Raw genomic sequence first — 25,973 nt, 5'->3', positions numbered from 1 at the left:
CGCCCTCATCAGTCACCGTCGTTGGCGTTGAAGCCCAGTTGGATGCCCAGCGCCTTCGCCAGCTCGCCTTCGTGCAGGCGGTGGACCACGTTGAGGCTGTCGTAGAGATCATTGAGTTGCTGGCGACCGGCGTCGTCGTTGAGCATTTCGGTCAACGAGCGCTGGCTGCTGGCGAACAGTTTCAACGAGGCGGCGTAGGCCGCGTCGATCTTGTCGGCCAATGGCTTCTGCTCGCTTGGCAACAGGCCGCGCAGGCCTTTGTTGTCGACACCTTCCCATACCGTTCGGGCCGCAGCGAGGCTGGCCTCCAGGGCGGTCAGGGACGACTGGCTGCGCCAGGCATCGGCCTGGAACGGCTGCGGCACGCCTTTGCTCTGGCGGCCCATCGGTGTGCCGAGCTTCTTCTTCAAGGTATCGAGGGCGGTCACCTGCACGCGCAACAGATCGGCGATCGCTTCATGGGAGTCGGCGTACCGCTGGTTCGGAAATTTGCTCATTTGCGCGAGCATGCCATCGGTGTTGTTCCAGCTTTTGAGGATCTCTTCGGCCAGCTGTTTCTGACGCTCGCCAATGGCGATCAACAGCGGGCAGTACTTGGCCTTCTGTTCGGCGCTGGCGACATCAGGCTTGCTGTCGAACAGGATGTATTCGTAGGCCGACAGGCCTTGGACCACCACGCTGGATTTGGCCAGCGCGGCGGCATCGATCTGCGGTTGCGCGGTGACCAGTTGCTCGACCTGACGGCCGACCAGGTTCTTCTTGTCCGGCCAGAACTGCACCTGCCAGGCACGGTTGCCCTCGGCCAGTGGACCAATCAGCAGCGGTTGCAGTTCGGCCCAGGCTTTTTGCGCGTGCAGGAAGTCGGCGCGGGCGGTTTCGAGATTTGCCTTGCCTTCGCAGTAGGCGAGGGCGCTGACGGCCAGTTGGCGGTCGGCTTCAACCCAGCGGGTATAGGTCGGCAGAATCACCGACTTGGCGATCGCAGCCGAAGTGACGGCCTGCGGGTCCTGTGGCGAGCAGGCGCCCAAGGCTAGCGCGGCAAGGCTGGTGAACAACAATTTGGGACGGAACATGTCGGGCTCCCGCGGGAAGATGGGTATTAAAGGGAATTCAAGAACGCCAGCAACGCAGCGCGCTGCTCGGCATTGAAAGACAAAACCTGTTGTTGCGCCGCTTTTGCCTCGCCGCCATGCCAGAGCACGGCTTCGAGCAGGTTGCGGGCGCGGCCGTCGTGCAGGAGCTGGGTGTGGCCACTGACGGCTTGAGTCAAACCAATGCCCCACAACGGCGGGGTACGCCAGTCGCGCCCTCCGGCCTGGAATTCAGTGCGGTTGTCGGCCAGGCCATCGCCCATGTCATGCAGCAGCAGATCGCTGTAGGGGCGAATCACTTGATTGGCCAATTCAGGTTCGGCAGCGTCGGCGGCGGTGGTGTACTTGGGTGTGTGACAGGACTGGCAACCGGCCTGGTAGAACAGGGTCTTGCCGGCCAGCACTTGCGGCGTGCCGACATCGCGGCGCGCCGGTACGGCGAGGTTCCGGGTGTAGAACAGCACCAGGCGCAGGATGTTGTCGCTGACTTCCGGCTCGCCATCGGGGCCATTGCCATTGGGTGCCTGCTTACAGGCCGTTTGCGCGTCGGTGCAGTCGTCAAAGGGCCTCAGGTGGGTCGTGAGGCCCATGTCACCGGAAAACGCATGGACATTTTGTTGATTGAGGTTCGGCTGCCCGGCTTTCCAGCCAAATCGCCCGAGCACGGTTTTCTGCTGCACATCATCCCAGACCCGGTTCGGGCGCCCGGCGATGCCGTTTTTGGCTTTGGCCTGCGCGTGCGCATTCGCCAGGATAGCCTCTTCAGGAATGGCTTCCAGCAAGCCCAGGCCGATCATCGGCGGCGCCACCCGTGCCGAGAAACGCGTGTCGGGGTGCATCGGGCCGTAGTTCAGCTGGGTGATGTTCAGGCTCGGCTTGCGCAGTTCCACTTCGGTGCCGTCCTTGAAGCGAACCCTCACCGGCGAGTAGTCGACCCGCACCTTGCCTTCCGGCGTCACGCCGGGCACGGCCATGTCCTGGAACTGCCCGCCATACACGGGCTCCGGTACGACACCCTGTTGCTCGATGACCTTGGCGTAGGCCGGGGTGTCGGGAATCGACAGGCGTATCAGCATCGACACGGCATTGCGCGCATCTGGCGCAGGCGGGTGACCGCGGCCGTCCTTGATATGGCAGCCCTGGCAGGCATTGGTGTTGAACAGCGGACCGAGGCCGTCGCGAGCGGTGGTGGTCGACGGAGCGATCACCCAGGGATTACGAAAAAAGCTATTGCCGACACTGAAATCCACACGCCGCGATGGTGGCAGGTTGGCGGAGGGCAGCGAAAAGGCGTTCTGATCGGTCTTGCGCACGGTCGTGCCTCCGCCGGAGCGGGCTTCACCGGGTTCGGCCTGGGTGAATTTCGGGGCGTCATCGCATGCACTCAGGCCCAGGGCCAGCAACAGTGCAGACAAGCGAAGAGGCAGCGAGGGCATCAGACATCCTGCAAGACGAGCCAAACAAGGGCGCAAAGTCTAACAGGGGATGGGAATTTGAATAAGAGGAATTATCGTTCGCTTGAGCAACTGATCGTTCCCACGCTGATCGTTCCCACGCTCGGCGTGGGAATGCCTCAACGGACGCTCCGCGTTCGGCTTTTGATTTGGGACGCGGAGTGTCCCACGCTGATCATTCCCACGCAGAGCGTGGGAATGATCAGCGTGGGAACGATCGGCAATCGAAGCGCCAGCGTTGATCAGAACTCGTGATCAGCGTTGTCCGGGTTCAGGTCGCTGATGCCCAGTTTGCCAGCGGCGGCTTCGATCGAACCGGTCTGCTTGACCAGGGATGCGATGGCGTCACGGACGATCTGGTTGCCGGCGGTGTTGCCGGCAGCGATCAGCTGGTCGTAGTGCTCACCCTTGTTGGCGTGGTCGACGATGACCTGCATCTTGGCTTCGGTGGCAGCCAGGTCGGCTTTCAATGCGGTGTCTGCCGCTGGATCGACCTTGGCCACCAGGGACGACAGGCTGGCGCCGGTCATTTTGCTGCCGTCGACGCGGGTGTATTCGCCCAGGTACACGTTACGAATGCCTTTGGCATCGTAGAACTGCGAGTTGTGGGTGTTGTCGCTGAAACAGTCGTGTTCGTCTTCCGGGGAGTTGACTTCCAGGGAAACCTTCATGCGCTCGCCCGCCAGTTCGCCCAGGGACAGGCTGCCCATGCCGAACAGCATTTTGCGCAGGCCACTTTCAGCCGGTTCCGCTTCCAGGGTGGCGCGGTAGTTGTCGGCCACGTTCGGCTTCCAGTTACCGACCATTTCTTCCAGGTCGCTGACCAGCAATTGAGTCACGGATTTCAGGTAGGCGCGGCGTCGATCATTGTGGCCGCCAGTGGCGCCTTTGCCTTCCAGATAGTCGGAAGCTGGACGGTTGCCGGCGCCAGGGCCGGTACCGTTCAGGTCCTGGCCCCAGAGCAGGAATTCGATGGCGTGGTAGCCGGTGGCGACGTTGGCCTCGGAACCGCCCAGCTCGTTCAGGCTGGCGAGTTTTTCCGGGGTGATGTCCTTCACGTCGACCTTGTCTTCGCCAACCTGGATTTGCGTATTGGCGATGATGTTGGCCGTGGCGCCAGGGTTACCCAGTGCGTGCTCGTAGGATTTGTCGACGTAGTCGATCAGGCCTTCGTCCAGTGGCCAGGCGTTCACTTGGCCTTCCCAGTCGTCGATGATGGTGTTGCCAAAGCGGAACACTTCGCTCTGCAGGTAAGGAACGCGAGCAGCGATCCAGGCGGCCTTGGCGGCTTTCAAGGTGTCGGCGTTCGGCTTCGCGAGGAAGGCGTCGACAGCGGTTTGCAGGGTTTTCGCAGTAGATTCGGCATCGCTGTAAACGGCGAAAACCATGTCGGCATAGTGCGCGACAACGGCTTTGGCAGCCGCTTCGTCGACTTTGCTGGCAGCGGCAGGTGCAGCAGCGGGTGCGACTGGGGCGGCGGCAGTGCTGGCCGCTGGCGCAGGAGCGGCCGCTTTTTCTTTGTCTTTGCCTTCACCGCAACCGGCGAGGGAAATTGCGATGGCCAACAGACTGGCGGTAGCCAGAGGCATACGAATCATGGCGAACATCCTGCTTCGAGAGGGGGTGGAATAACGCGTCCGGCGCGCAAAAGTGACACATAATGCAAATCTTTCGCATTCTGTGTAAAGGGTTGTGGCTGGAAATATTTCTTATTAACGGGGGCTGGGGGGGAAAGATCGCAGCCTCGTTTCACTCGACAGCTCCTACACAGCTCCTAAGGACGCATTGATTCCTGTAGGAGCTGCCGCAGGCTGCGATCTTTTGATCTTTTACAAGATAGCCGCGTTACTGCGCTGGGCCTGCTTCAGATAAGCCACCAGCTCCCGGGCCGGCAGGGGCTTGCTGTAGAAGTAGCCCTGACCCTCGTGGCAGCCTTCGGAGATGATGTAGGCCTCCTGCTCCAGGGTTTCAACGCCCTCGGCGATCACCTGCATGCCCAGGCTCTTGCCCAACTGAATGATGGCGCGAACGATGGTTGCGTCGTCATCGTCATCGAGCAGGTCCTGGACGAAGCTCTTGTCGATCTTGATCTTGTCCAGCGGCAGGCTTTTCAGATAACTCAGTGACGAATAACCGGTGCCGAAATCGTCGATCGCGATCAGCGCACCGGAGCGGCGCAGGCTGAGCAAATGCTGGGCGGCGGTGCTGATGTCTTCCATCAGGCCGGTTTCGGTAACTTCCAGCTCCAGGCTGCGTGGCGGCAGGCGATACATCTGCATCAGGTTGTTGATCACCCGAGGCAACTCGGCGTGATGCAACTGCACGGTGGAAAGGTTCACGGCCATGCGCATGTCGCTGAAGCCCTGGTCGTGCCAGTCGCGCAATTGCTTGCAGGCCTGGTCCAGCACCCATTCACCAATGGCGATGATGGTGCCGTTCTGCTCGGCCAGCGGAATGAACAGGTCCGGTGGTACCAGCCCGTGCTCGGGATGCTGCCAGCGAATCAACGCTTCGACGCCAACGACCCGGTGGTCGCGGTAGCTGATCTGCGGTTGGTAGACCAGGTGGAACTGGTCGCGGACCAGTGCGTCGCGCAGGTCTTTTTCCAGCTCGCGACGGCGGCGCATCTCGGTGTCGACGCTGGCGATGTAGAACTGATAGCGGTTGCGCGAGCGCGTCTTGGCCAGGGTCATGGTCTGCTCGGCTTTTTGCAGCAGCTTCTCGGTACTGTCGCCATCTTCGGGGAACAGGGTGATGCCAATGGTGGCGCGCAGGCGGATCTGCTGATGATCGAGGGCAAACGCCGCTTCCAGGTCATCGAGGATGCTTTGGGCCAGTTCGGCGGCTTCGTAGGGTTGTTCGATATCGGCCTGCACCAGGGCGAACTGGTCGCCACCCAGGCGGGCGAGGGCGCCCAGGCGTCCACTGTGCGCGCGCAGGCGATCGGCCAGGGCCAGTAGCAGTTGGTCACCGGTCTGGTAGCTGAACTGTTCGTTGATGCCCTTGAAGTCATCGAGCCCGACGCACAGTACCGCCACCCGGCGCTGCAACTTGCCGGCATCGACGAGAATCTTGTCCAGCTGCGTTTGCAATTGCTGGCGGTTCGGCAGGCCGGTAAGGAAGTCGTACTGGGCCATGCGCAACAGGCTGTTTTCCGCTTCGTGGCGCAGGTGCGTGTTGCGCTCGATGGATTCGAGCAACTGGTTGGCGGTGTTGATCCACAGCCCCAGTTCGTTCTTCTCGTGGCCCTTGAGCAATGGAATCTTGTGCTCGCTGGGGCGGTCGGGATTGATTTCGGTCAGGTGCTCGATGATCCGCGACAGGGGTTTGGTCAACAGCCAGTGATAGACCAGGTACAGCACCATTCCCATCGCCAGGGCTCGCAATACTCCGGAAATGAAGATGATCACCGAACTGACAATGAAGCCCTTGCCGTAGGTGGCGGTGTCGAGGGTAATGCTCAGGTCGCCGTAATACTCGCTGTAAGGGCCGCGCCCCACCAATTGGGTGGTGAAGGTGCGTTCCTTGCCGAGGATCAGGTCGGTCAGCCAGCGACTGCTGGACTGCTGCAACTCACGGGATTTTTGCGCCAGCATGGCTTCGTTGGGATGGCCTATGGAAGCCTGACGCACCGCGTCATCCTGAAACAGGCCTTCGATCACCTGCATACCCATTTCCCGGTCCAGGCTGTAGACGGCCTGGGTCGAGGGGTCGCGGAACATGTCGAGAATGCGTTCGGCATCGCTGGCAACGGCCTGGCGTGTTTTATAGGCATCGAAAACAATCTGCGCGCAGCTCAAGACCACGCCGACGATCAATGCCGACAGGAGCACGACCCGGAGCAACTTCACCGACAAGCTGTTCTTGAGTTCCAGCTTCAAAGGGTAATTCCTTGTTCCGTGCGGGTAGCATCAAGTTGCCATGAGTATTGGCAATCCCGTGATGGCAGTCAAAGGGACAATCCATCCTGCGGGATAATGCCAGCAGCTTGGCCGATTTGCTGTTGTCTGGGGCAATTGCCCGGTCAGTACTGTGTCGGTAGTCGAGTCCTTCAACTTGAGGGGATTGGGACAAAATTTCCTTTCGTTTGATGTTAGACGGCTGTGGCGTTGAGGCAAGGCCCCGGGCGCTGCTTTTGGACTGGTAGCTCGCCCACAAAAAAGGCGACCCCCTTGCGGGAGTCGCCTTGGCGCTAGCTACGGTTGTTACTTATTCCGACAGCTTGTAGGCAATCACATAGTCGCCCTGTTTGGTGCCCAGCGAACCGTGGCCGCCAGCCACGACCAGCACGTATTGCTTGCCGTCCTTGCCGGTGTAGGTCATCGGCGTGGTTTGCGCGCCTGCGGGCAGGCGACCTTCCCACAGTTGCTTGCCGTTTTTCACATCGTAGGCCCGCAGGTACTGGTCCAGGGTGCCGCTGAGGAAACCGACGCCACCGGCGGTGGTGAAGGTGCCGCCCAGGCTCGGTACGCCCATGCTCAGCGGGATCGGAACCGGCGAGCTGTCGCGCACGGTGCCGTTCTTGTGCATCCAGATTTTTTCATGGGTGGTCAGGTCGATCGCGGCCACGTAGCCCCACGCTGGCGCCTGGCACGGCAGGCCCATTGGCGACAGCAAGGCTTCGAGCACCACGCCGTACGGCGCGCCCTTGTTGGGTTGCACGCCTTCGGTTTCACTTTTGCGCGGGCCTTGGGCGGCGATGTCGGCGGCCGGGATCATTTTCGACTTGAACGCCATGTAGCTCGGGTTCACGAACGCGATCTGACGCACCGGGTCAACCGAGATGCCGCCCCAGTCGAACACACCGAAATTGCCCGGATAGACGATCGAACCCTGCAGCGATGGCGGGGTGAACGGGCCGTCGTAGCGCAAGGATTTGAAGTCGATCCGGCAGATCAGTTGGTCGAACGGCGTAACGCCCCACATGTCGCGCTCTTGCAGCGGCGGTGGCATCAGGTTCAGGTCGGATTTGGGTTGCGTCGGCGAGGTGTGGTCGCCTTCCACCGCACCTTGCGGTACCGGCACTTCGTTGATCGGCACGATGGCCTGGCCGGTGCTGCGGTCCAGCACGTAGATGCTGCCTTGCTTGGTCGACGCCAGGACGGCCTGCTTCACGCCGTCGGCGGTCTTCAGGTCCATCAGGGTCGGCTGGCCGCCGACGTCCATGTCCCACAGGTCATGGTGAGTGAACTGGAAGTGCCAGCGCACTTTGCCGGTGGCGATGTCCAGGGCAGTCAGGCCGGCCGCGTGCAGTTCCGATTCAGGGGTACGCGCGCCGCCGAACTGGTCCGGGGTCTGGTTGCCCATCGGCAGGTACAGCATGCCGAGTTTTTCATCGACCGCGAACACGGACCACATGTTTGGCGAGTTGCGGGTGTAAGTCTTGCCCTCGGCAATCGGCGTCGTGTCGTCCGGGTTGCCGCTGTCCCAGTTCCACACCAGTTTACCGGTGTGCACGTCGAACGCGCGGATCACGCCGCTTGGCTCGTCGGTGGAGACGTTGTCGGTGACGTGGCCGCCAATCACCACCAGGTCCTTGGTGACCGCGGGTGGCGAGGTGGAGTAGTAACCACCGGCCGTGAAACCGCCGATGTTGGCGCGCAGGTCGACCTGGCCCTTGTCGCCGAAGTCTTCGCACATTTTGCCGGTGTCGGCGTTCAGCGCGATCAGGCGGGTGTCGGCGGTCGGCAGGAAGATCTTGCGCGGGCAAGCGCTGGCCGGGGCCGGGCTGGCCGAACCGGTCGGGCTCTGTTCGGAGGCATACACCGCGTCATCGTGATAGGTCACGCCACGGCAGGTCATGTGCGCCCAACCCTTGAAGTTCGCCGCATTCTGCGTCGACAGCTTCGGATCGAAACGCCAGATTTCCTTGCCGGTGTCCGGGTCCAGGGCGATCACCTGGCTGTGCGGCGTGCACACATAGAGCATGCCGTTGACTTTCAGCGGGGTGTTTTCGGCAGTGGTTTCGCCCGGGTCGTTCGGCCCTGGCAGGTCACCGGTGCGATAGGTCCAGGCCGGTACCAGTTTGTTGACGTTCTGCGGGGTGATCTGCGCCAGCGGCGAGTAACGGTCGCCGTGGGCGCTGCGGCCGTAGGAGTTCCAGTCACCGTCGGGCATGGCCGGTGCGGTGTTGGTCATGCCCGGCACGCTGTCGCGGTCCAGTTGGCCCTTGATTTCACCCGGGTTGGTGAACTGGCTGGCCAGGGCGGTCGCGCCTGCGATGACCACAGCCACGCTCAGTGCGCCGGTGCCCATGGGGGCGGCGCCATCACGCAGCAGCGGACGGCGAAACCACGGCAGCAACATGACCAGGCCCAGCGCGAACAGCATCGCCAGGCGCGGCACCAGCTGCCACCAGTCGAGGCCGACTTCCCACAGTGCCCAAACGGTGCTGGCGAACAGTACCAGCGCGTACAGGCCCAGCGCGGCACGGCGCGCGGCGATCAGCAGGATGCCGGTCAGCGCAAGACCGATACCGGCCAGCAGGTAGTAGAGCGAGCCGCCGAGCATGCTCAGCTTGATCCCGCCGGCCAGCATGGCCAGGCCCATTAGCAGAAGCAGTATGCCGAGCAGGGTCGGCAACAGACGGCTTCGACTCAAAGCACCCTCAGTGCTCATAGTGTGGTTCTCCGTGACGTTTCAAGTGGTCCCGCGCAGGTTCACTGTAGATGACGATCCCGCGGGGGCGTTGTTCATATAAAACCGGTTGGTTGATAGCCCCCCTGTAGGAGCCGGCTTGCTGGTGATAGTGATCTCTCGGACGCCATCGCCAGCAAGCCGGCTCCTACAGAGGTGGGGGGTGTTGGTTAGAACGACGACTGGATCTTGATCCCGCCAATCAGCGCGTCATCGACCTCGTTCACGCCACCGGGGTGGCGGATGTATTGCAGGTTCGGGCGCACCGTCAGCCAGTTCGTGATGTGCACGCCGTAATAGAGTTCGGCGCTGTATTCGGTGTCCTGCGGCGGCAGGTAGGCCGGGTTGTCGTAGTCAAAGACAGCATTGGCCTGATTACGCGCCTCGGCATTCTTGCGGTACGCCGGGTTGACGTGAACGCGGGCCATGGCGAAACCGATGTCATCCCTGGCGCGGGCATCGAACAGGCCTTTGTAGACGAGGCCGGCCTGTACGTAGTTGTCGATGGCGTTGGTCTTCTTGTCGTGCATCGTGCCGTTGGCGAACAGGCTCAGGCCGCGGGAATGGTCGCTGGCGATGCTGGTGACTTGCTGCTGGAGGCCGAGCCACACGCCGTGCTTGCTCGATGCGCTGCGGTAAGCCTCGCCACTCAGGGCGGCGGGCTGGCCGTGGCTGTCTTTGTAGACATCGGTGGCGTCGGCGTTGCTGTAGTAATAGCCGGCACGGTATTCACCCGGCAGACCGTTGAGCTTGGGCGTCCACACCAGTTCCACCGGCAGGATGGCCCCTTGGGTGCCGCTGCCGCTGAGCTTGAAACCGTTGTCGCGATCGAGGTTCGACGGGTTTTGCTCATAGGCGCCAACCTGTGCGTACAGCTCGGGCGTCAGGTGATACTTGACCCGCATCGCCCACTGGCTGACCGGCCAGTTGTACCAGATGTCGCCCACCCAGTTGCCGACCTGGGAGCCGCAGAACGCCAGGTTCTGGAAGTCGCAGGGAAAGCTGTTGAAATCTTCGCCTTCGCCGAAACGGCCGACCTTGATGTCGAGTGTCTGGTCGAGGAACTTCTGCTGGTACCACATCTGCGTCAGGCGCGTGGTCTGGCCACGACCCCAGACTTCCTGCGCCGAAGTGAATCCACCGACGCGTGGGTCATTGATCCGGTCGTTGCTGATGTTGTTGCCGCTGCGCTTGGTGATGGTCAGCTGGAACTCGGCATCGTCCCAGCCGAGGATTTTCTGCAGGTCCAGGTGCGTGCCAAGCGCGAACTGATCGCTGTAGCGAGCGGTGCGATCGTGGTCGTAGCCGCCATGCAGGTTGCTGCCCATTTCACCGGTGTAGTCGATCTTGAAGTCGTAGCCCTTTGCCGACAGTTCACTGCGGGTGCCGTTCCAGTCGCCGAGCATCCACGGGGAGTCGCTGTCGAAGGCGGGCGCCGCCTGGGTGCACGTGGCGAGACTCAAAGCGCCAAGGCTTGTGAGCAGGCAAACAGTCGTCTTGAAGACAGCGCTGTCTTTGGAGAGTTGTAAATCAGGCATAAGGAAGAAATTCTTGATTTTTTTCTGGGGAATGAACGTAAAACGGCAGACGCAATGCAGAGGAGGAAACGTTTCAGCTAAAGCAGGCGTAAGGATAATGTTCTGTTACAAATAGAGAAAGGTCTTTTCCTGTCATGCAGCCTTTCGGATTCGGTAACAGTCTTTTCCGTTTCACCTACATTTAACGTAAGGTGCGCGGCTTCCAATTCCCACTCCTGCTCGAAGGCCTGGCATGAACGAACACACCCCCGATCCGCTGCACGGCGTCACCCTGGAACAGATCCTCAATGCGCTGGTGACCCATTACGAATGGTCGGGATTGGCCGAGCGCATCGATATCCGTTGCTTCAAGAGCGATCCGAGCATCAAGTCGAGCCTGACGTTCTTGCGCAAGACCCCATGGGCACGGGAGAAAGTGGAGCGCTTGTACGTGAAACTGATGCGCACCAAGCGCCCGGTTTGACATGCCACCCAAGGAAGGCGTGCAGCGACGCTTGATGACGTTGGCGGCCGCGCTGGGCTGGGCCGGGCTGAGTATTCAGCTGTACCTGATTTTTTTTGCGCGCTGGAGTATCGGCGCCAGTCTGCTGGGCGGGCTGATCAGTTTTTTCAGTTTTTTCACTGTGCTGAGCAACACCCTGGTGGCGACCGTGCTGACCTGTGCGGCCACGTCCCGCGAGTCGGCGGCGCGTCGCTGGTTCCTGCAGCCGGGGGTCAGTAGCGGCATTGCCGTGAGCATCGCGGTGGTTAGCCTGGCCTACAACCTGCTGTTGCGGCATTTGTGGCATCCGCAAGGCTGGCAATGGCTGGCCGATGAGCTGTTGCACGACGTGATGCCGCTGCTGTTTCTGCTGTATTGGTGGTTCTGTGTGCCGAAAGGCACCTTGCGTCTGCGGCACATTGCGCTGTGGCTGATTTACCCGTTGCTGTACTTCGCTTACACACTGCTTCGCGGGCACCTGTTGGCGGCTTATCCCTATCCGTTCATAGATGTGGACAAGCTGGGTTATCCACAGGTGTTTTTGAATGCCGGCGGATTACTGATGGGGTTTGTAGTGATGGCTTTGTTGTTGATGGCGCTGGATCGTCGGTGGCGGTGACCACCGTACCCGATCTACTGTGGGAGCGAGCTTGCTCGCGATAAGAGCACCGTGGGGTGTCTGGTGCCCAGCGTCATCGTTGACGACCATCGTCGGAACGCCGCCCGGAGCATGCTCGCTCCTACAGTTCATGCCTCATTATTCCTCGTCGCTGTCGTCCCGCCGCCAGTAGCCGACGGCCTTGACGAACTGTTCGTTCAAACCGTGCTCGTCGAGCAACACCCGACGTATCTGCCGCGACACCTTGCTCTCGGTTGCCACCCACGCGTACAGGCTGCCGGCTGGCACCTGGATCTGGCGCACGGTGCTCAACAAATGGTCTTTGCCCCCTTCGCGCAGCACCCAGATCACATTGACCTCGGCAGCGCTCTGCAGCACTTGCTGTTCCTTGCCATTTTCCACTTCGATGACCACCAGCGCCTTGCGATTGGCCGCCAGGCCTTCAAGGCGTCGGGCGATGGCGGGCAGGGCGGTTTCGTCGCCGATCAGCAGGTAGCTGTCGAAGATATCCGGCACGATCATCGAGCCCCGGGGCCCGCCGATGTGCAGGAACTGCCCGGGTTGGGCCTGTTCGGCCCAGGTCGAGGCAGGGCCGTCGCCGTGCAGCACGAAATCGATATCCAGCTCCAGAGTGTCCAGGTCGTAGCGCCGCGGGGTGTAGTCGCGCATGGCAGGCATCGGGCCGTTGTCCTTGCCGGCGCCGAGCACCAGGGTTTCCAACGCCGCCTGTTGCTCCGCGTTCTGCGGGAACAGCAGCTTGACGTGGTCGTCGGTGCCGAGGCTTACGAAACCGGCCAGCTCAGGCCCGCCCAGGGTAATGCGACGCATGCGAGGCGTCAGGTCGACCACCCGCAGCACCTCCAGGCGCCGCCGTTTTATTTCATGCATGACGCGGTGAATGGTTTGGGAAGGCACGATAACGTCGGTCATTCGGCTGGCTCCTGAGCAAATTGAACGGCGGGGCCGTCGACAATGGCTTTGGCGGTGTTGTTGAGCAGGTTGGCGACACGCTGGATCTCTTCGGCACTCCAGCGTCCATGGTGCAGTTGCAAGGCATGACGCAGGTTATGCACCGCCTCGTGGATCTGCGGCGGGCGATCGTGACCGCGCAACGAGCGCTTGCTCACATCGATGCGTGTGCGCACGCCGTCCAGGGCAATCGCTTGTTCGGTTAAAGACAGGCGTCCGGCGTCGGTCACGCTGTAGCGTTTTTTCCCGCCCTCGGCATCGCCCTGAATCATTTCGCTCTCTTCCAGAAAGGTCAGGGTCGGGTAGATCACCCCTGGGCTGGGGCTATAGGCGCCGTCGAACATGCCTTCGATCTGGCGGATCAAGTCATAGCCGTGGCAAGGCTGCTCGGCAATCAGCGCCAGCAGCAGCAATTTCAGGTCGCCGGGGGCGAACACCCGAGGGCCGCGGCCGCCCCGTTCGCGCCCGGGACGTTTTTCGAAGCCGTCACGGCCGTCGCCGTGTTCGCGGTGCGGGGAATGAGGGTCTCTCATTTTTCCTTCTCCTGTGATTTCTAGATACAACGTAAGATATATCTTATGAGGTGCGCAAGCATTACTGACCGACGGTCGGTAAGCCAGAACCCCCCCGCTGGTCTGGCGGGAGAAGGGAGTGCTGGTAATTTTAGAGTAATTAAACTAATCATCATTCTCCCGCTGTTGTTGGTAGTGAGTTGATGAATAAGTAGTACAGGTCTTACAGAAGTTGTTTTAGTTCTTGTCTGTGTGCTTTTTTAACTAAAACTGTGTGTAGGATATGGCTGATAGTTAAATATCTTACTTTGTTGTTTTCGCTGATTTTTCTACAGGTGCGTGGGGCACTTTAACTACATGTTTCATGGCGTTTTCGTACTTACTTTCCTAGGAATTTGGTCGATCATTGTTGGTGTCGAAAGTTGAACCGAAACGCCATCACTTTGGTGGCTGGCACGGATCACTAAAACTTTCCACAGACCAATCCTTTGAAAAAAACAGGTACTCAACAATGTTCAAGAAGTTTGCAATCGCCGTCCCGATGACCCTCCTGGCCCTCAGCTCTTCGATGGCGTTCGCGGCGGAAGAAGCGCGCACCTCCATCAACATCAGCGCTACCGTTCCTACCCAGGTTTTTCATGCCCAACCGGTGAATCCTGACTTCGGTAAAGATGAAAAAATGGCCTACCGCCTGGCAGATGGCACCTTGGAACCACTGCGAGCGACTTACGATATTCGACACACCAACGGTTCGGTCGGTGCTTATGTGGAAGGCGGGCCGCAACCCCTTTTCAACGGCAGCAGCGACATCGCTCTGACCTATAGCTTCAATGGTGTCACCTTGACCGGTGTTTCTCAGGAAGTGGTTGGCGATACCGAATCCAACGGCGGCATGCGGGCAGATCTGGTGATTGCTGCGGCCAAACCCACCGCTACACAAACTGGCGTGTTCACGGCCACTCCAGTCGTGATCTTCGATGCTATCCCGCGCATTTGAGACAAGCGCTGACTTAAGGCTCGACCTTATTCGTTAACACTTACCGGTCGATGGGCAATGACTGCCTGTCGATCGGGTTTTAACGCACTTATTCTCAGAGTATTTCGTTCATGTTCCCGATGACTCCCATCGCGACGGCGCTTGTCCTGTGTTTTTGCGCAACTGCCGTGGCCGCGCCCATGGATAACAGCCACACACCTCGAAGTTTGCTGGCGCAGGCCAAAGGCTTGCCGAGCGAGTTCGAAGAACATTTCTTTGATGTGCCACTGGCGGTGCGCGTGGAACTTGATCAACGGTATCTTGGTGAGGCGATGGTCGTGTTGTCTCGCGATGATCGAATCACCCTGATTGACTTCGCGGATGTCAGCGACAGTACGATCAAGCCCAGTGAACGCGAGATCTGGGCTAATTATCTGAAACAAGGCGTAGCCTTGGGCGGCTGCCAGGGTAAATGTCCCGAGCAGCTGTTGGCCGTGCACTACAGCCTTGAAAACTCACTGGTGTCGATCCTCACTGAAAACGCTGAGCGCGACGATCAGGTACAGCATTACTACAACTTGCCCGAAGGCGGCAGCACCGGGTTGATCGTGCGTAACCAGTTGAACCTCAACGGCGGGCAGAATCAGGACCTGGGCGGACGCTACGGCCTGGAAGCCAGCAGCAGCCTGGGCAACTGGACCCAAACGGTCAACACGCAGTTGTCTCGACTCGGTGGTCTGGATAACAAGCTTTATCACGCCGTATACGAACTCTTTACCCAGCGCGAGCTGCAGGGCAGCTTTCTGCGCCTGGGCTATTTCACGCCGACGTCCGAAGGCCTGACCCGCCAGCCACGGGCTTTTGGCGCCACCCCTGACACCGCGCTGGGGGTCATGTACGGCAGCTCCGACAGCCTGGCCATCAACAACCCGAAACCGGCGGTCTATCCGATCTACGTCACCGCCAATCGACAGGGCTCGGTGGAGATCTACCGCGATGGTTTGCTGATCAACACCCAGGCAGTGCCTGCCGGGTTGCAGACCCTCGATACGCGTCCGCTGCCCGGCGGTATTTATGAAGTGGAAGTGCGTCTGATCGAAGACGGCCAGATCACCTCCAGCACTCAAGAGCTGGTCTACAAACCCAACAACTGGCGTAACCACGACGAGCGCTGGCGCTACAACCTGTTCGCCGGTCGTGAATCGAAACTGCTCAGCAACTGGGAAGAGCAGGCCGACGGCGACATGACGGCGGGGACCGCGCTCAACTTCCTGTGGCACCCGCGAGTCATCCTGGGCCTTTCGGCTCGACAGGTGCGCGACTCCCTGCAATACGGGACGTCGGTCGATTGGGCCATCGTCAACAACGCCAGCCTTTATGCCAACGTCTACAAGACCGAGGATTACGGTACCGGCCTCGACGTGCAAGGGCTGTATTCCTATGGCAGCGGCAGCATCGTCGCCAGCCATAACCGTAGCTGGCTGGACACCACCCGGCTGTACGACACATTGCCCGATGGCACGCGGGTGCGTCAGCGCAACGTGTTCGTTGGCCAGACCAGCAACTCGTCGCTGTCGATAAACCATCGACTCAACAGCAAAAGCTCGGTCAATGCCCGGGTGTCCCACAGCGAAGGCAACACCAACGGCACGGGCGTGGACCTGGGCTGGACCCAGCGTACCCAACTGTTTGGCAGCGATGCCAATTGGCGCCTGTCGCTGTTCGATCGACCGGGCAGCGTGAGCTCGGGAGACGACCGCAATCGCGGCATCGACTTGAGTGTGAATATCGCGTTGGGCGGCCCCGGTGAACAGCTTTCCGGCAGCATTGGCACCCGCACCGCGAGGGAAGGCGGGCGCGACAACAATGCCTCGATCACCTATCGCAAAACCCTGCAGGACCATGTGCTGCAAAGCGTCTCCGCCACGGCCATCACCGACACCTACGGCATCGGCTTGAATGCCATGGCGACCATGGGCTCCGACCTGGTCAACGGCGACGGCTTCATCCAGCGTTCATCCTTCAACAACGACCTCACCGGGGGCCTGAACCTCGATAGCACCGTGGCCGTCGGCGGGCAAAAGATGGTCATGACCAGCCAATTCCACCGCAACGGCGCCGGCATGATCATTGACGTGGAGTCGGACATCGAGGACATCGCCTTGCGCGCCGATGATTTGAGCGGCGGCAGCGCGATACTCAAGCCCGGGCGCAATTTCGTGCCGATCACCGCCTACAAAAGCAGCTCGGTCAGTTTTGATTTCGAGGGCAACCACGTACCCGCGGCCACCATCCAGCCGTCGCGTTCCAGCTATCACCTGAACAAGGGGGGCGTGGAATATCGCCAGGTCAAGGTGATGAGAACCCTGACCGTCCTCGGGCGCCTGATCGATCCCCAGGGCAACCCGCTCAAGGGCCACCACATCATCAACCACGCCAGTCGCGGGGTGAGTGAAGTGGACGGCTTCTTCTCCATGGAAATGAACGCCGGTTCGCCAACCCTGGAAGTGCGCCACGGCAGCCAGTTGCTGTGCCAGTTCCGCCTGGATACGAACAGTGGGCACACCGAAAACAACGTACTGATGATCGGCGATTTGCGCTGTACGCCGGATACGTTGGCGGATGCGACTTATCTATCTGAAGGTCGGGGTTAGTGGGCGTGGAGGATAAAATCAGCGTGATACGCCTACTCAAACAGACGGCCAACGTTTTGATGTTGTCTGGATTGCTGGGGGCAGTGAGCGAAGCGGCTGTCATGGAGATAGAAGCGAAATTCAGTCCGGATCCATCCAACCCGCTGGTCAATAAATTTATCAATACAACGAAGTTCACCGGGTTCTGCCAGGGTAACGAACCGGCGTGTGAGCGACGAGGACTGTCCAGTTTCAGGACACCCATTACATTCACTGCAACCAGACCCATCCGGGTCCATGAGACCAATCGCCGTGAAGCCGCAATGTTCAGCATCCCGGCGGAATGGCGAACATTGACAGTTACCAAAATGGGGGGTGCAAGCACTGAAACGGCGGAAGTGAAAGTACGTATGCCTGGTTTCGCGGTTAACTATCGCCTCAGCCACGATGCACGCGATTTGGTTGGGCGTCCAGATTTGGGTTCTAACGCCGCTCACGGACTTCTATGGCAAGGAGGGCTATGGTTGAGTCCTCCGTCACCCTGTCAGTGGGCGATAAAGGCTAGTACAAATACGAGGGAGCATGAAACGTTCTGGCTTACTCCGGCGGGTAGCGCTTGTCATAAAGCACCTAACTACATTATTCCAGAGTTTGATTATAAGTCTTTTGACTTTGCTTACGAGCTTCAAACCCCTGAGCCCTTGAAGTTGTCGCAGGGCACTTACACCGGAAGTATTCAGTACTCCGTCGGCCCCGGTAAGGATTTTGATATGGGTGATGTCATGTTACCCAGTGAGGACTCCCTAACGCTGAACTTCACACTTACCGTTGAGCATATGCTCAAGGTTGAAGTTCCACCCGGTGGTCATCGTGTGGAATTGGTCCCGCAGGGTGGCTGGCAATCCTGGCTGCAACAAGGCCGAAAGCCGACGCGTTTATTCAAGGACCAAACGTTCAATATCTCGGCCAGTTCGCGTTTCAAAATGGAGCTGGAGTGTCAGTACACCCAGGATGGCAATACCTGCTCTTTGCAAGAGCCGATTTCGGGCCACGTTGTTCCATTGAATATCAGCGTCAGTCTTCCTCATGGCTTGACCGATGCAAGTGGGCAGCCCGTGACCCGCCGACAACTACTTCTTAATGGTAGCGGTACCAAGCTGTTTCAACCCGGTTTTTATGTGGAGCGCAGGCCGGGGACTCTGCACTTCGAAATCCCATCCAGCGAAGTGGCTGAAATGATTCGCCCTGGCCGATCACGATATTATTCCGGCAATGTAACGGTTATCTGGGATTCGGAAGTTTGATTGTTTTCGATATTCATTTTTATTAAGTGAGGTACTGAAACATGAAGCGTTTGTTAGCCTTAATGGGTTTTTGTTTGTTCACCCAAACGGTTCATGCCGGACCGAGTATCAATATCGGCACCGTTTACGATTATCTGGACGGTGATAAGAGCACCTATCTGAAGCGAGTATTCAATGGCGGCGACAGTACGGCGTTCGTCAAGGTCAACATTCTCGAAATTCTCTACGATGCCGATGGCAAGTCACAGGAAGTGCCGCTTAAAACCAATGCCGATGGCAGCGGTCGCGATGGTTTGATGGCAAGCCCCGCGCGACTGATCGTGCCGGCCAATGGCATGCAGGGCACCCGTCTGCTGTTCATGGGCGAACGGGACAGGGAGCGTTATTTCCGGGTGCGATTCGTACCCGTGGTGCCGGAGAAGGAGGATGAATTCGCGGTGTCCAGCGAAGAACGGGAAGACTACAAAAAGTCCCTGTCGGCCGGGGTCACCGTACTGGCAGGTTACGGCGCGGTGTTTTTCGTACGGCCAAAGGAAACACGCTTCGACAGTGCGATTGAAAACAACGCAGGCACGTATCGGATCCGCAACAACGGCAACAGCGTGGTGGTGGTCGATGAGTTCAAGGATTGTTCGGTTAAAAACGAACAGGACTGCCAGCCCACCACCAAGCATCACATCCTCGCGGGCCGTACCTTTGAGTTCGAAAAACAGGCCGGTCGTGAGTATCAATTCACCCTGGTGGAAGGTGAGCGCAGTAAAAAACTGGACGTGAAGGGATAACCCATGAGCACAAAGCTGACCCAGGTCTTGTTGTCGGTTGTTGCCATGTGCACGAGCGCCAATCTCTTCGCCGCCCGGGAAGAGCACACCTTCGAGGTGTTCGTGACGATTCCGACCCAGGCGTTTTATGTCATTCCATCGGACCCGGGCTGGATCCATCGCGAACAGCAACTGCCTTGGAACTTGTCGTCGTCGACACTGGGTGGCTTGCGCAAGTACTTCGATGTGAAGAACGAAGCGGGCTCGATCGAGGCGCGGCTGGAAGGACGACCGTATCTGTCCAACGGCACCGACGCTCATGACATTGCCTTGCGGGTGCTGTTCAACGGCAAACAGTTGAACGAGCTCGAGAGCAGCGAGGTGGTGTCCCTGGCCGAGGCGGCGCCTGGCAAGCGCGTGTTGCTGGAAATCCTCCCGACGCCACCTGCCGATGGGGTTTACAAGCCCGGCAATTACTTTGGCAGCGTCAACATGATCTTCAACGCGGTGATGCCGGATGCCTGATACCGATTGTGTGGGGCGCAAGGGATGATTCGTTTTCAAGCGTTACAACCATGGGCGGGCGCAATGGCCGTGCTCCTGGGATCGCTGTCATCGGTATGGGCGCAAGAGGTACAAATTCAAGCCTCGTTCAAGCCGGACTCGGCGAATCCGCAGCGTAACCAATTCCAGAATGACACCCCTCCCAGTGGTTACTGCGCCAGCTATCCCAGCGAATGCCGGGACAACGGGATGTTCAGCCTGCGGGTGCCCATCGAGTTCGACTCCAGTGGGCCAATCGTGGCCAATCATGGTGATGCCCGGCAAGGCGCGATGATCAAGGTCCCGGCACAATGGCGAGAGCTGACGGTCATTCATGAAACGACTGGCGAACCGGAAACAGTGAAGGTTCGAATCGCCGGGTTCGGCTCTGCTTATGTCACTGACGATGTGATTCAGCTGGTGGGCGCAGGTAACGATTATCGAGAGGCCCATAATAAATTGTGGGGCAGCAGTTGGGTGAATGCGCCATCACCCTGCCTATACAGTGGCGTGGGTTTTTTTGCGCCACAAAGGTATCGTTTTTTCTGGAAAACACCTTCTGAAGTTTCATGCCAGAAACAGGCGAAATTCGACGTGCCGTGGATGCGTTACGAATATGTCGATTTTGCGTATGAATTGGTGACCCCTAACCCTTTGGGCATGTCCTCGGGAAAATATCTAGGTAACTTGACCTACACGATCGGCCCCCACGGCGATTTCGACTTGGGCGACATCATGCTGCCCAGCAGTCCTTCATTGACGTTGAACTTCGCCCTGGACGTACAGCACACCCTCAAGGTCGAGGTGCCTCCTGGTGGAAGCCGTGTTGAACTGGTCCCGCAGGGTGGCTGGCAATCCTGGTTGACGCAAGGGCGCAAACCGACGCGCCTGTTCCGCGACCAGACCTTCAATATTTCCGCCAGTTCACGTTTCAAGATGCAGTTGCAGTGCCAGTACGTCCTGGGCAATACCTGCTCGCTAAATGAACCGTTGTCCGGCGACTTTGTGCCATTGAACGTTGGCGTCAGTCTGCCCCATGGCTTGACGGACGCGGGCGGCCAACCTGTCAATCGTCGGCCATTGCGCCTGGACGGCAGTGGCACGCAGTTGTTCATGCCAGGGATTTATGTGGATCGCAAACCGGGAACGATGCATTTCGAAATACCCGCCAGTGAAGTGGCAGAAATGATTCGCCCCGGACAACAACGACGGTATTCGGGACGCGTGACGGTTATATGGGATTCAGAAGTTTAGTGTCTTGCGCCAATGCAGTGAAAAGGAGTGCAGCAATCATGGAAATACTCAGGAAAATCATCCAGCTGACCGGGGTGGGTCTGGCGGGTGCGCTCATGCAGAGCGCGCTCGCCAGCACCGTTGAAATGACCGCGGTATTTCGTCCCGATCCGGCGAAGCCGATGCAAAACACCTTTATCAATACGACCCCTCAGGGCGGGTATTGCGGAGATCACCCCGAGTACTGCGAGGCGGGCGTTTTCAGCATTTTGTTGCCCGTTCGCTTCCGGGTGGCGGCAGACATACCGGCGATGCATGAGCAGCGTCGGGGCCCGATGTTCCGGGTTCCTTCATCCTGGCGAGACGTCACGGTGGTGCACGACGTGACCGGAGAGTCCGAGACGCTCAGGATACGCGTGAACGGGATCGGGGCCGCGTACACGATCAAGAAGCCTCTGCCCACGGGGATCTGGCAAAGTACCTGGGTCAATGCGCCGCCCCCCTGTGGATATGGCGGGGTGGGGTATGGCACTGCCTTGTACTATGCGTTCTTCTGGCGAGTGCCGGCCAATGCGGGGGTGTGCGCCAAGCAGGCACAAAAAGACATCACCCAGGACTACCAGTTCGCTTATGAAAACACCGGGTTCAGCTACGAGCTGGCCACGCCCAACCCGCTCAAGATGTCGGCAGGCACCTATCGTGGCGTACTGAATTACACCGTCGGGCCACATCAGGATTTCGACATGGGCGATGTCATGTTGCCTGACGACGATCTGATCACCCTCAACTTCACGTTGGATGTCGAGCACACCTTGAAGGTGGATATTCCCCCAGGCGGCGACAAAGTGGAGCTTGTTCCGCCAGGGGGATGGCAGGCCTGGCTGACCCAGGGGCGAAAACCGACCCGGTTGTTTCGTGATCAAACCTTCAACATTTCTTCGTCCAGCCGTTTCAAGATGCAGCTTCAGTGTCAAATCACCGGATTAACCGATTGCATGATTCGCGACCCCGTTTCACAGCGAGCTGCCGTGGTGAAACTGAGCGTCACCTTGCCCAACGGTTTGACGGATACCTTCGGGCAACCGGTCACGCGGCGTCCATTGCATGTCGGGCAGGCGAATGCCCAGACATTCAACCCCGGTTTTTATGTGGATCGCGCACCCGGCACCCTGCACTTCGAAATTTCACCTTACTACGTGGACTACATGATCAAGCCCGGCGAACCCTCCAAACAATACAGTGGCAACATCATCGTGATTTGGGATTCCGAAGTGTGATGCAAAACGCCTGCCCTGAAGGCGTGAAGCCTTCAGGGCGAGTTCTGCCGACAACAATGAATTATCACCCGGGATTAGCGTCGGGCGACTTCAACAGGAAGGCACTCGGTGTGACTTCCCGGTTGCAGGTATGGCGTCAGGATCGGTGCCATGCCCTTGAGCACTTGCACTGGCAACGCCGAGGTGAACTTGAAGGCCTCGGCCGTGCGCCCCGGCACGAAGGCGGTCAAGGTGCCGAAGTGGGTGTCGCCGATGTAGAACACAAAGGTTGCCGTGCGGTTGATCGACTTCGAACTCAGGATCCGTCCGCCCGAACCGATCGCTTCAATGCGGTTGTCGCCGGTGCCGGTCTTGCCGCCCATGGCCAACGGCTTGCCATCGGGGGTGATGAAACTGCCGGCGACGCGCTTGGCCGTACCGGCGTCGACCACCTGGGACAAGGCTTCGCGCATGGCCTTGGCAACCTCGGACGGCATTACCCGTTTGCCAACGTCCGGGTCATTGATCAGTTTGGTCTCATAGGGCGTGTTCGCCGCGAAGTGCAGGCTGTCGATGCGCAACGTCGGCATGCGCACCCCGTCGTTGAGGATGGTGCCGATCAGCTCGGCCAGTGCGGCCGGTCGGTCACCGGAGCTGCCGATGGCGGTGGCCAGCGAAGGCACCAGGTGATCGAATGGATAGCCGACTTGCTGCCAGCGCTGGTGGATGTCGAGGAAGGCTTCGATCTCCAGGATGGTGCGGATGCGGTTGTCGCGTGCGCCCTTGTGCCGGCTCTTGAACAACCAGCTGTAGACTTCCTGGCGCTCGAACTGGCTGGCTTTGACGATGTCCTTGAAGGTGGCGTCCGGGTGGGTCAGCAGGTAGCCCATCAGCCACAGGTCCAGCGGGTGGACCTTGGCAATGAACCCTTGGTCGGGCAAGTCGTAGGTGCCGGGTCCATAAGCCAGGTACAGGCGTTCGAGGCGCTCGTCGGTGAGTTTTTCCTTGTCGATGCTGGATTTTTCGCCGGTGAGGTGCGAGCGCACAAAGGTGTTGAAGCTCTGCTGGCTGGCCTGCGGCAGCAGGTAGCGGTGCACGGCGGCCAGGCGGATCGGGGTCGGGCGCATGCTGTCGAGGAAGGTCTCGAGTCGCGCCTGGGTGTCCTTGTTCTTGTATTTCTTCCAGAACTTGAGCAGGAACGACGTGCCCTCGCGGTCGGCAAACGAGGCCAGGTATTCCTGACGCCGAGGGTCGCGGTCGTCCTTGAGCAATTCGGCCCGGTTGTTGGGGCCGGAATACGTGGTGTAGCGCACCAGGTCGCGCATCAGCCGAATGAACGGCAGGTTGATCGACTCGCGCAGGGCGTCGCGCAGGGTCGGGTTGCGACCATTGTCTTCCTTGCGGAAGTTATTGAACGTGTGCAAGCCGCCACCGGTGAAAAACGCTTCGCCGGGGCTGGCGGAATACTTACGATCCAGCGCGGCGCCGAGCATGGGTTGCAGGCTGTGGTCTTTGTTCTGGATCAAGTAATCGACCACCCAGCGGCTCAGGCGATCCTGTTCCGGTATCTCGACTTTCTTCAGGTCCGGGACGGACATCTCGCCGTATTTGTCATGCAACTCGGCAATGATCTGCAGGTAAGTGGTCAGCACGCGCATTTTCGCCGTGGAGCCCAGTTCCAGCTTGCTGCCTTCATTGATGTCGAACGGTTGATCGGTGCTGTCGGTTTGGACTCGCACCCGTGAGCCATCCGGTGTCAGCTCGAACAGCGTGAAGCTGTAGCGCACCTGGGCGGTGCTGGTGGGGGTCAGCAAGCGTTCGCCCATCAAGCCGACTTCAGCGGCATAGGCCGGGTCGGCCAGGCGTTTGAGGTAGGCGGTGGCCTGGGTTTGCAGCTCGCCTTGCAGGGTGCTGGTGGCAGAGAGGTCGAGCCGATCGAGATCGTACAACGGACGATTGAGCAACCCGGCCAGGCGGCTGCGGGCCACGCTGATGCCTTTGTTGGTTTCGATCGGTTGAATGGTCGGTTGGGTCGCCCAGTCGCGATACGTGACTTTGCTGGCCAGGGCCGCGGCGGCAAAGGGCGCATCGATCACGCCGTTTTGTGCCAGCAGGCGAATGTGGCTGTCGGTGAGCTCGGCCAGTTCATCGTGGCCTTTGGTCAAGTAATGGGACGGGCGGCGCTGGGCAATCATCAACGACAGCATCTCGCGCAGGGCCAGGCCTTTTTCCGCCAGGCTTTTCGGATCCGTGGCGTCGCTCGCCAGGGTTTCGTTGGCCTTGTTGAAATCGGCGCCATACCACACGCGCAAACCCTCGGCCATGCCATGGACTTCACCGTGGCCCGGTACCGCCGACAGCGGCACACTATTGAGGTAGTCGCGCACTATGTTCTGCCGGGCCTTGAGCGTTTGCGGACCATCTTGATAGGCGCGCACGGTGGCGGAAATCATCTGGCGAATTTTTTCCCCACCCGAGACGGTCAACCCATCGGGTGAATGCCGATACTTTTCCAGTTGCGTGGCCAGGGTGCTGCCACCTGCCGATTGACCGGGCAGGTGCAGCATCTTGGCGACCTGGGTATAGGCCGCCATGCCGAACCGCGGCCAGTCCACGGCCGGGTTGGCAAGAGGCTGGCGAGGGTCGAGCAAAAACCGGTTTTCGATGAACAGCAGGCTGTTGACCACCACCGGCGGGATCGCCTCGAAGCTGGAATAGAGCTGTTGCGGATACTTGTATTGGTACAAGGGGTTGGCGCGGCAATCGGTGATTGACAGCCCTGCCTGGATTTTCTCCGCATAGGGCACGAACAGGCCCTTGTCCGTGTAGTCCATCAAAGCCTTGGAAAACCGGGTCTGGGCAGAAATGACGTAGTCACGCTTGAGCAGCCGCGGGAGAAATTCGTCCAGCGAGCTATAACCCAGGCGCACGTCGAATGGACCCGCGCCAGGGTAGTGAATGGCGTCGCTGGGGCCGGGTTTGAGTTCATAGTTCAGGGTTTTGGCAAACTTGCTGACTTCCCTGGCTTGAAACCTCGAGGTGCGCATCTCCTTGGACGCTGCCAGACCCACGACAATCGCAATGATGACCAACAAAAGCCAAAACGCTTTCCAGCCGTGCTTGACGCGGCTGCGAGGGGGTTTTTCAGGTAATGGCGCTTCATCCACGGGTTCAGTCTGGACCACGGTTGTACTCGAATCGGTTTGCTGTAAAGCGCCCATAGTCGATTGATCCATTCACGCAGATTGATCGGACTTGACTGAAGCTTAGTCGGTGGTTGGCGTTGGTGAAAAAATAGTGAAGCCCCAATCATCGTGGATCCACTTTCATCTCCACCATAAAAAATTTGTTTGTCACGTAAGTGATACATCACAGCCAACTGGCATCCCAAAGCGGGTAGTCGCCGAATTTTTCTACAAATCCTGCACGCAATGGGTTGGCAACGATATAGCGTGCGAACGGCAAGAGATCTTCACCATCGCGGATAGCCCGATCGTGATAGCCGGTTTGCCAGAGTGGGCCACACCGACCAGTCATGTTGTTCACGGCTTGGGTGCTGCGGGCCTTGGTGGCGCCGATAACGCTCCCTGGATTGCCGTCATGCAACTGCATCAGCCAATGAAAGTGATCGGGCATGACAACCCAGGCAATTGAGCTCACTAGCCCCGAGTCATGAGCTCGACGAAATTGCGCAACAAGCAATCGCCCTATACGCCAATCGGAAAAGATGGGCTGACGCTTGTGAATGACTGTCGTGATGAGATAAGCGCGACCGTGTTCGGAATTCCGGCCGGAGCGCAGGCGATGTGAATTTGGACGAGTAGGCAATCCATTGCCTCCTTAGCGTGATTGTCGGGCGACGCTATCAGGCTAGATCTCGCCAGGCATTTTGGGTCCTCAATTGTTGAGTGAATATTCTGATTGTCATGAAGGATTGGTGAGGTTGCCCCTGTGGCGAGGGGATTCA

The 25,973-nt window shown here is 59.3% G+C and carries 19 protein-coding genes; 9 read left to right on the top strand and 10 right to left on the bottom strand.

Features of this window, described 5'->3' with window-relative positions:
- Positions 1-8: 8 nt before the first annotated feature.
- The 6 genes from CGA21_RS09950 to CGA21_RS09925 form a co-directional block, all read right to left on the bottom strand.
- Positions 9-1,073 (bottom strand): imelysin family protein, encoded by a 1,065-nt coding sequence (locus tag CGA21_RS09950; RefSeq protein ID WP_188264136.1) that lies wholly within the window; start codon positions 1,071-1,073, stop codon positions 9-11.
- A 26-nt stretch (positions 1,074-1,099) separates the two neighbouring features.
- Entirely contained in the window at positions 1,100-2,527 is a 1,428-nt protein-coding gene (locus CGA21_RS09945; protein ID WP_188264135.1) for a di-heme oxidoredictase family protein, read from the bottom strand.
- 260 nt (positions 2,528-2,787) lie between these two features.
- A complete protein-coding gene (locus CGA21_RS09940; RefSeq protein WP_188264134.1) occupies positions 2,788-4,143 on the bottom strand; it encodes an imelysin family protein in 1,356 nt (451 codons plus the stop codon).
- A gap of 231 nt (positions 4,144-4,374) precedes the next feature.
- Positions 4,375-6,426, bottom strand: a complete 2,052-nt coding sequence (locus CGA21_RS09935; RefSeq protein WP_110751683.1) for a putative bifunctional diguanylate cyclase/phosphodiesterase — start codon at positions 6,424-6,426, stop codon at positions 4,375-4,377.
- A 328-nt stretch (positions 6,427-6,754) separates the two neighbouring features.
- The gene (locus tag CGA21_RS09930) at positions 6,755-9,163 is read right to left on the bottom strand and encodes a glucose/quinate/shikimate family membrane-bound PQQ-dependent dehydrogenase (protein WP_188264133.1); all 2,409 of its coding nucleotides are present in this window, start codon (positions 9,161-9,163) and stop codon (positions 6,755-6,757) included.
- A 188-nt stretch (positions 9,164-9,351) separates the two neighbouring features.
- The gene (locus CGA21_RS09925) at positions 9,352-10,719 is read right to left on the bottom strand and encodes a carbohydrate porin (protein WP_188264132.1); all 1,368 of its coding nucleotides are present in this window, start codon (positions 10,717-10,719) and stop codon (positions 9,352-9,354) included.
- A gap of 232 nt (positions 10,720-10,951) precedes the next feature.
- On the opposite strand from CGA21_RS09925, the gene CGA21_RS09920 reads away from it, so the two are divergent.
- Entirely contained in the window at positions 10,952-11,182 is a 231-nt protein-coding gene (locus CGA21_RS09920) for a VF530 family DNA-binding protein (RefSeq protein ID WP_110751689.1), read from the top strand.
- 1 nt (position 11,183) lies between these two features.
- Positions 11,184-11,819, top strand: coding sequence for a Pr6Pr family membrane protein (locus CGA21_RS09915; protein ID WP_223194090.1), 636 nt, complete (start codon positions 11,184-11,186; stop codon positions 11,817-11,819).
- A 138-nt stretch (positions 11,820-11,957) separates the two neighbouring features.
- Here the strand turns inward: CGA21_RS09915 and CGA21_RS09910 are convergent, their stop codons facing one another.
- Positions 11,958-12,749: a siderophore-interacting protein gene (locus CGA21_RS09910; RefSeq protein ID WP_188264131.1), complete on the bottom strand. Its 792-nt coding sequence runs from the start codon at positions 12,747-12,749 to the stop codon at positions 11,958-11,960.
- The gene (locus CGA21_RS09905) at positions 12,746-13,321 is read right to left on the bottom strand and encodes a PadR family transcriptional regulator (RefSeq protein WP_110751694.1); all 576 of its coding nucleotides are present in this window, start codon (positions 13,319-13,321) and stop codon (positions 12,746-12,748) included. The genes CGA21_RS09910 and CGA21_RS09905 overlap by 4 nt, the downstream gene beginning before the upstream one ends.
- Positions 13,322-13,811: 490 nt before the next feature.
- Between CGA21_RS09905 and CGA21_RS09900 the strand changes: the two genes are divergently transcribed.
- The 7 genes from CGA21_RS09900 (at position 13,812) to CGA21_RS09870 (ending at position 22,027) form a co-directional block, all read left to right on the top strand.
- On the top strand, positions 13,812-14,297 hold the full coding sequence (locus CGA21_RS09900) for a CS1 type fimbrial major subunit (protein ID WP_188264130.1): 486 nt from the start codon (positions 13,812-13,814) through the stop codon (positions 14,295-14,297).
- A 110-nt stretch (positions 14,298-14,407) separates the two neighbouring features.
- Positions 14,408-16,930, top strand: a complete 2,523-nt coding sequence (locus tag CGA21_RS09895) for a TcfC E-set like domain-containing protein (protein WP_188264129.1) — start codon at positions 14,408-14,410, stop codon at positions 16,928-16,930.
- Positions 16,930-18,213 (top strand): hypothetical protein, encoded by a 1,284-nt coding sequence (locus CGA21_RS09890; RefSeq protein ID WP_188264128.1) that lies wholly within the window; start codon positions 16,930-16,932, stop codon positions 18,211-18,213. The genes CGA21_RS09895 and CGA21_RS09890 overlap by 1 nt, the downstream gene beginning before the upstream one ends.
- A 41-nt stretch (positions 18,214-18,254) precedes the next feature.
- Entirely contained in the window at positions 18,255-18,995 is a 741-nt protein-coding gene (locus CGA21_RS09885; protein WP_188264127.1) for a molecular chaperone, read from the top strand.
- 3 nt (positions 18,996-18,998) lie between these two features.
- Positions 18,999-19,499, top strand: coding sequence for a CS1 type fimbrial major subunit (locus CGA21_RS09880; protein ID WP_188264126.1), 501 nt, complete (start codon positions 18,999-19,001; stop codon positions 19,497-19,499).
- Between the two features lie 24 nt (positions 19,500-19,523).
- Positions 19,524-20,771: a hypothetical protein gene (locus CGA21_RS09875; protein WP_188264125.1), complete on the top strand. Its 1,248-nt coding sequence runs from the start codon at positions 19,524-19,526 to the stop codon at positions 20,769-20,771.
- 38 nt (positions 20,772-20,809) lie between these two features.
- Positions 20,810-22,027: a hypothetical protein gene (locus tag CGA21_RS09870; protein WP_188264124.1), complete on the top strand. Its 1,218-nt coding sequence runs from the start codon at positions 20,810-20,812 to the stop codon at positions 22,025-22,027.
- 74 nt (positions 22,028-22,101) lie between these two features.
- On the opposite strand, the gene CGA21_RS09865 is transcribed toward CGA21_RS09870, so the two are convergent.
- Together CGA21_RS09865 and CGA21_RS09860 are read right to left on the bottom strand one after the other, a co-directional pair.
- Positions 22,102-25,227 (bottom strand): transglycosylase domain-containing protein, encoded by a 3,126-nt coding sequence (locus CGA21_RS09865; protein ID WP_188264123.1) that lies wholly within the window; start codon positions 25,225-25,227, stop codon positions 22,102-22,104.
- A gap of 148 nt (positions 25,228-25,375) precedes the next feature.
- Positions 25,376-25,834 carry an REP-associated tyrosine transposase gene (locus tag CGA21_RS09860; RefSeq protein WP_188264122.1) on the bottom strand — a complete coding sequence of 153 codons (459 nt, stop codon included), beginning with the start codon at positions 25,832-25,834 and terminating at the stop codon, positions 25,376-25,378.
- Positions 25,835-25,973 lie beyond the last annotated feature (139 nt).

This window comes from Pseudomonas sp. PSB11, assembly GCF_014596605.1.
GTDB lineage: Bacteria > Pseudomonadota > Gammaproteobacteria > Pseudomonadales > Pseudomonadaceae > Aquipseudomonas > Aquipseudomonas umsongensis.
The sequence above is the reverse complement of the archived record's forward strand: the minus strand, read 5'-3'. Positions and strand labels throughout refer to the sequence as shown.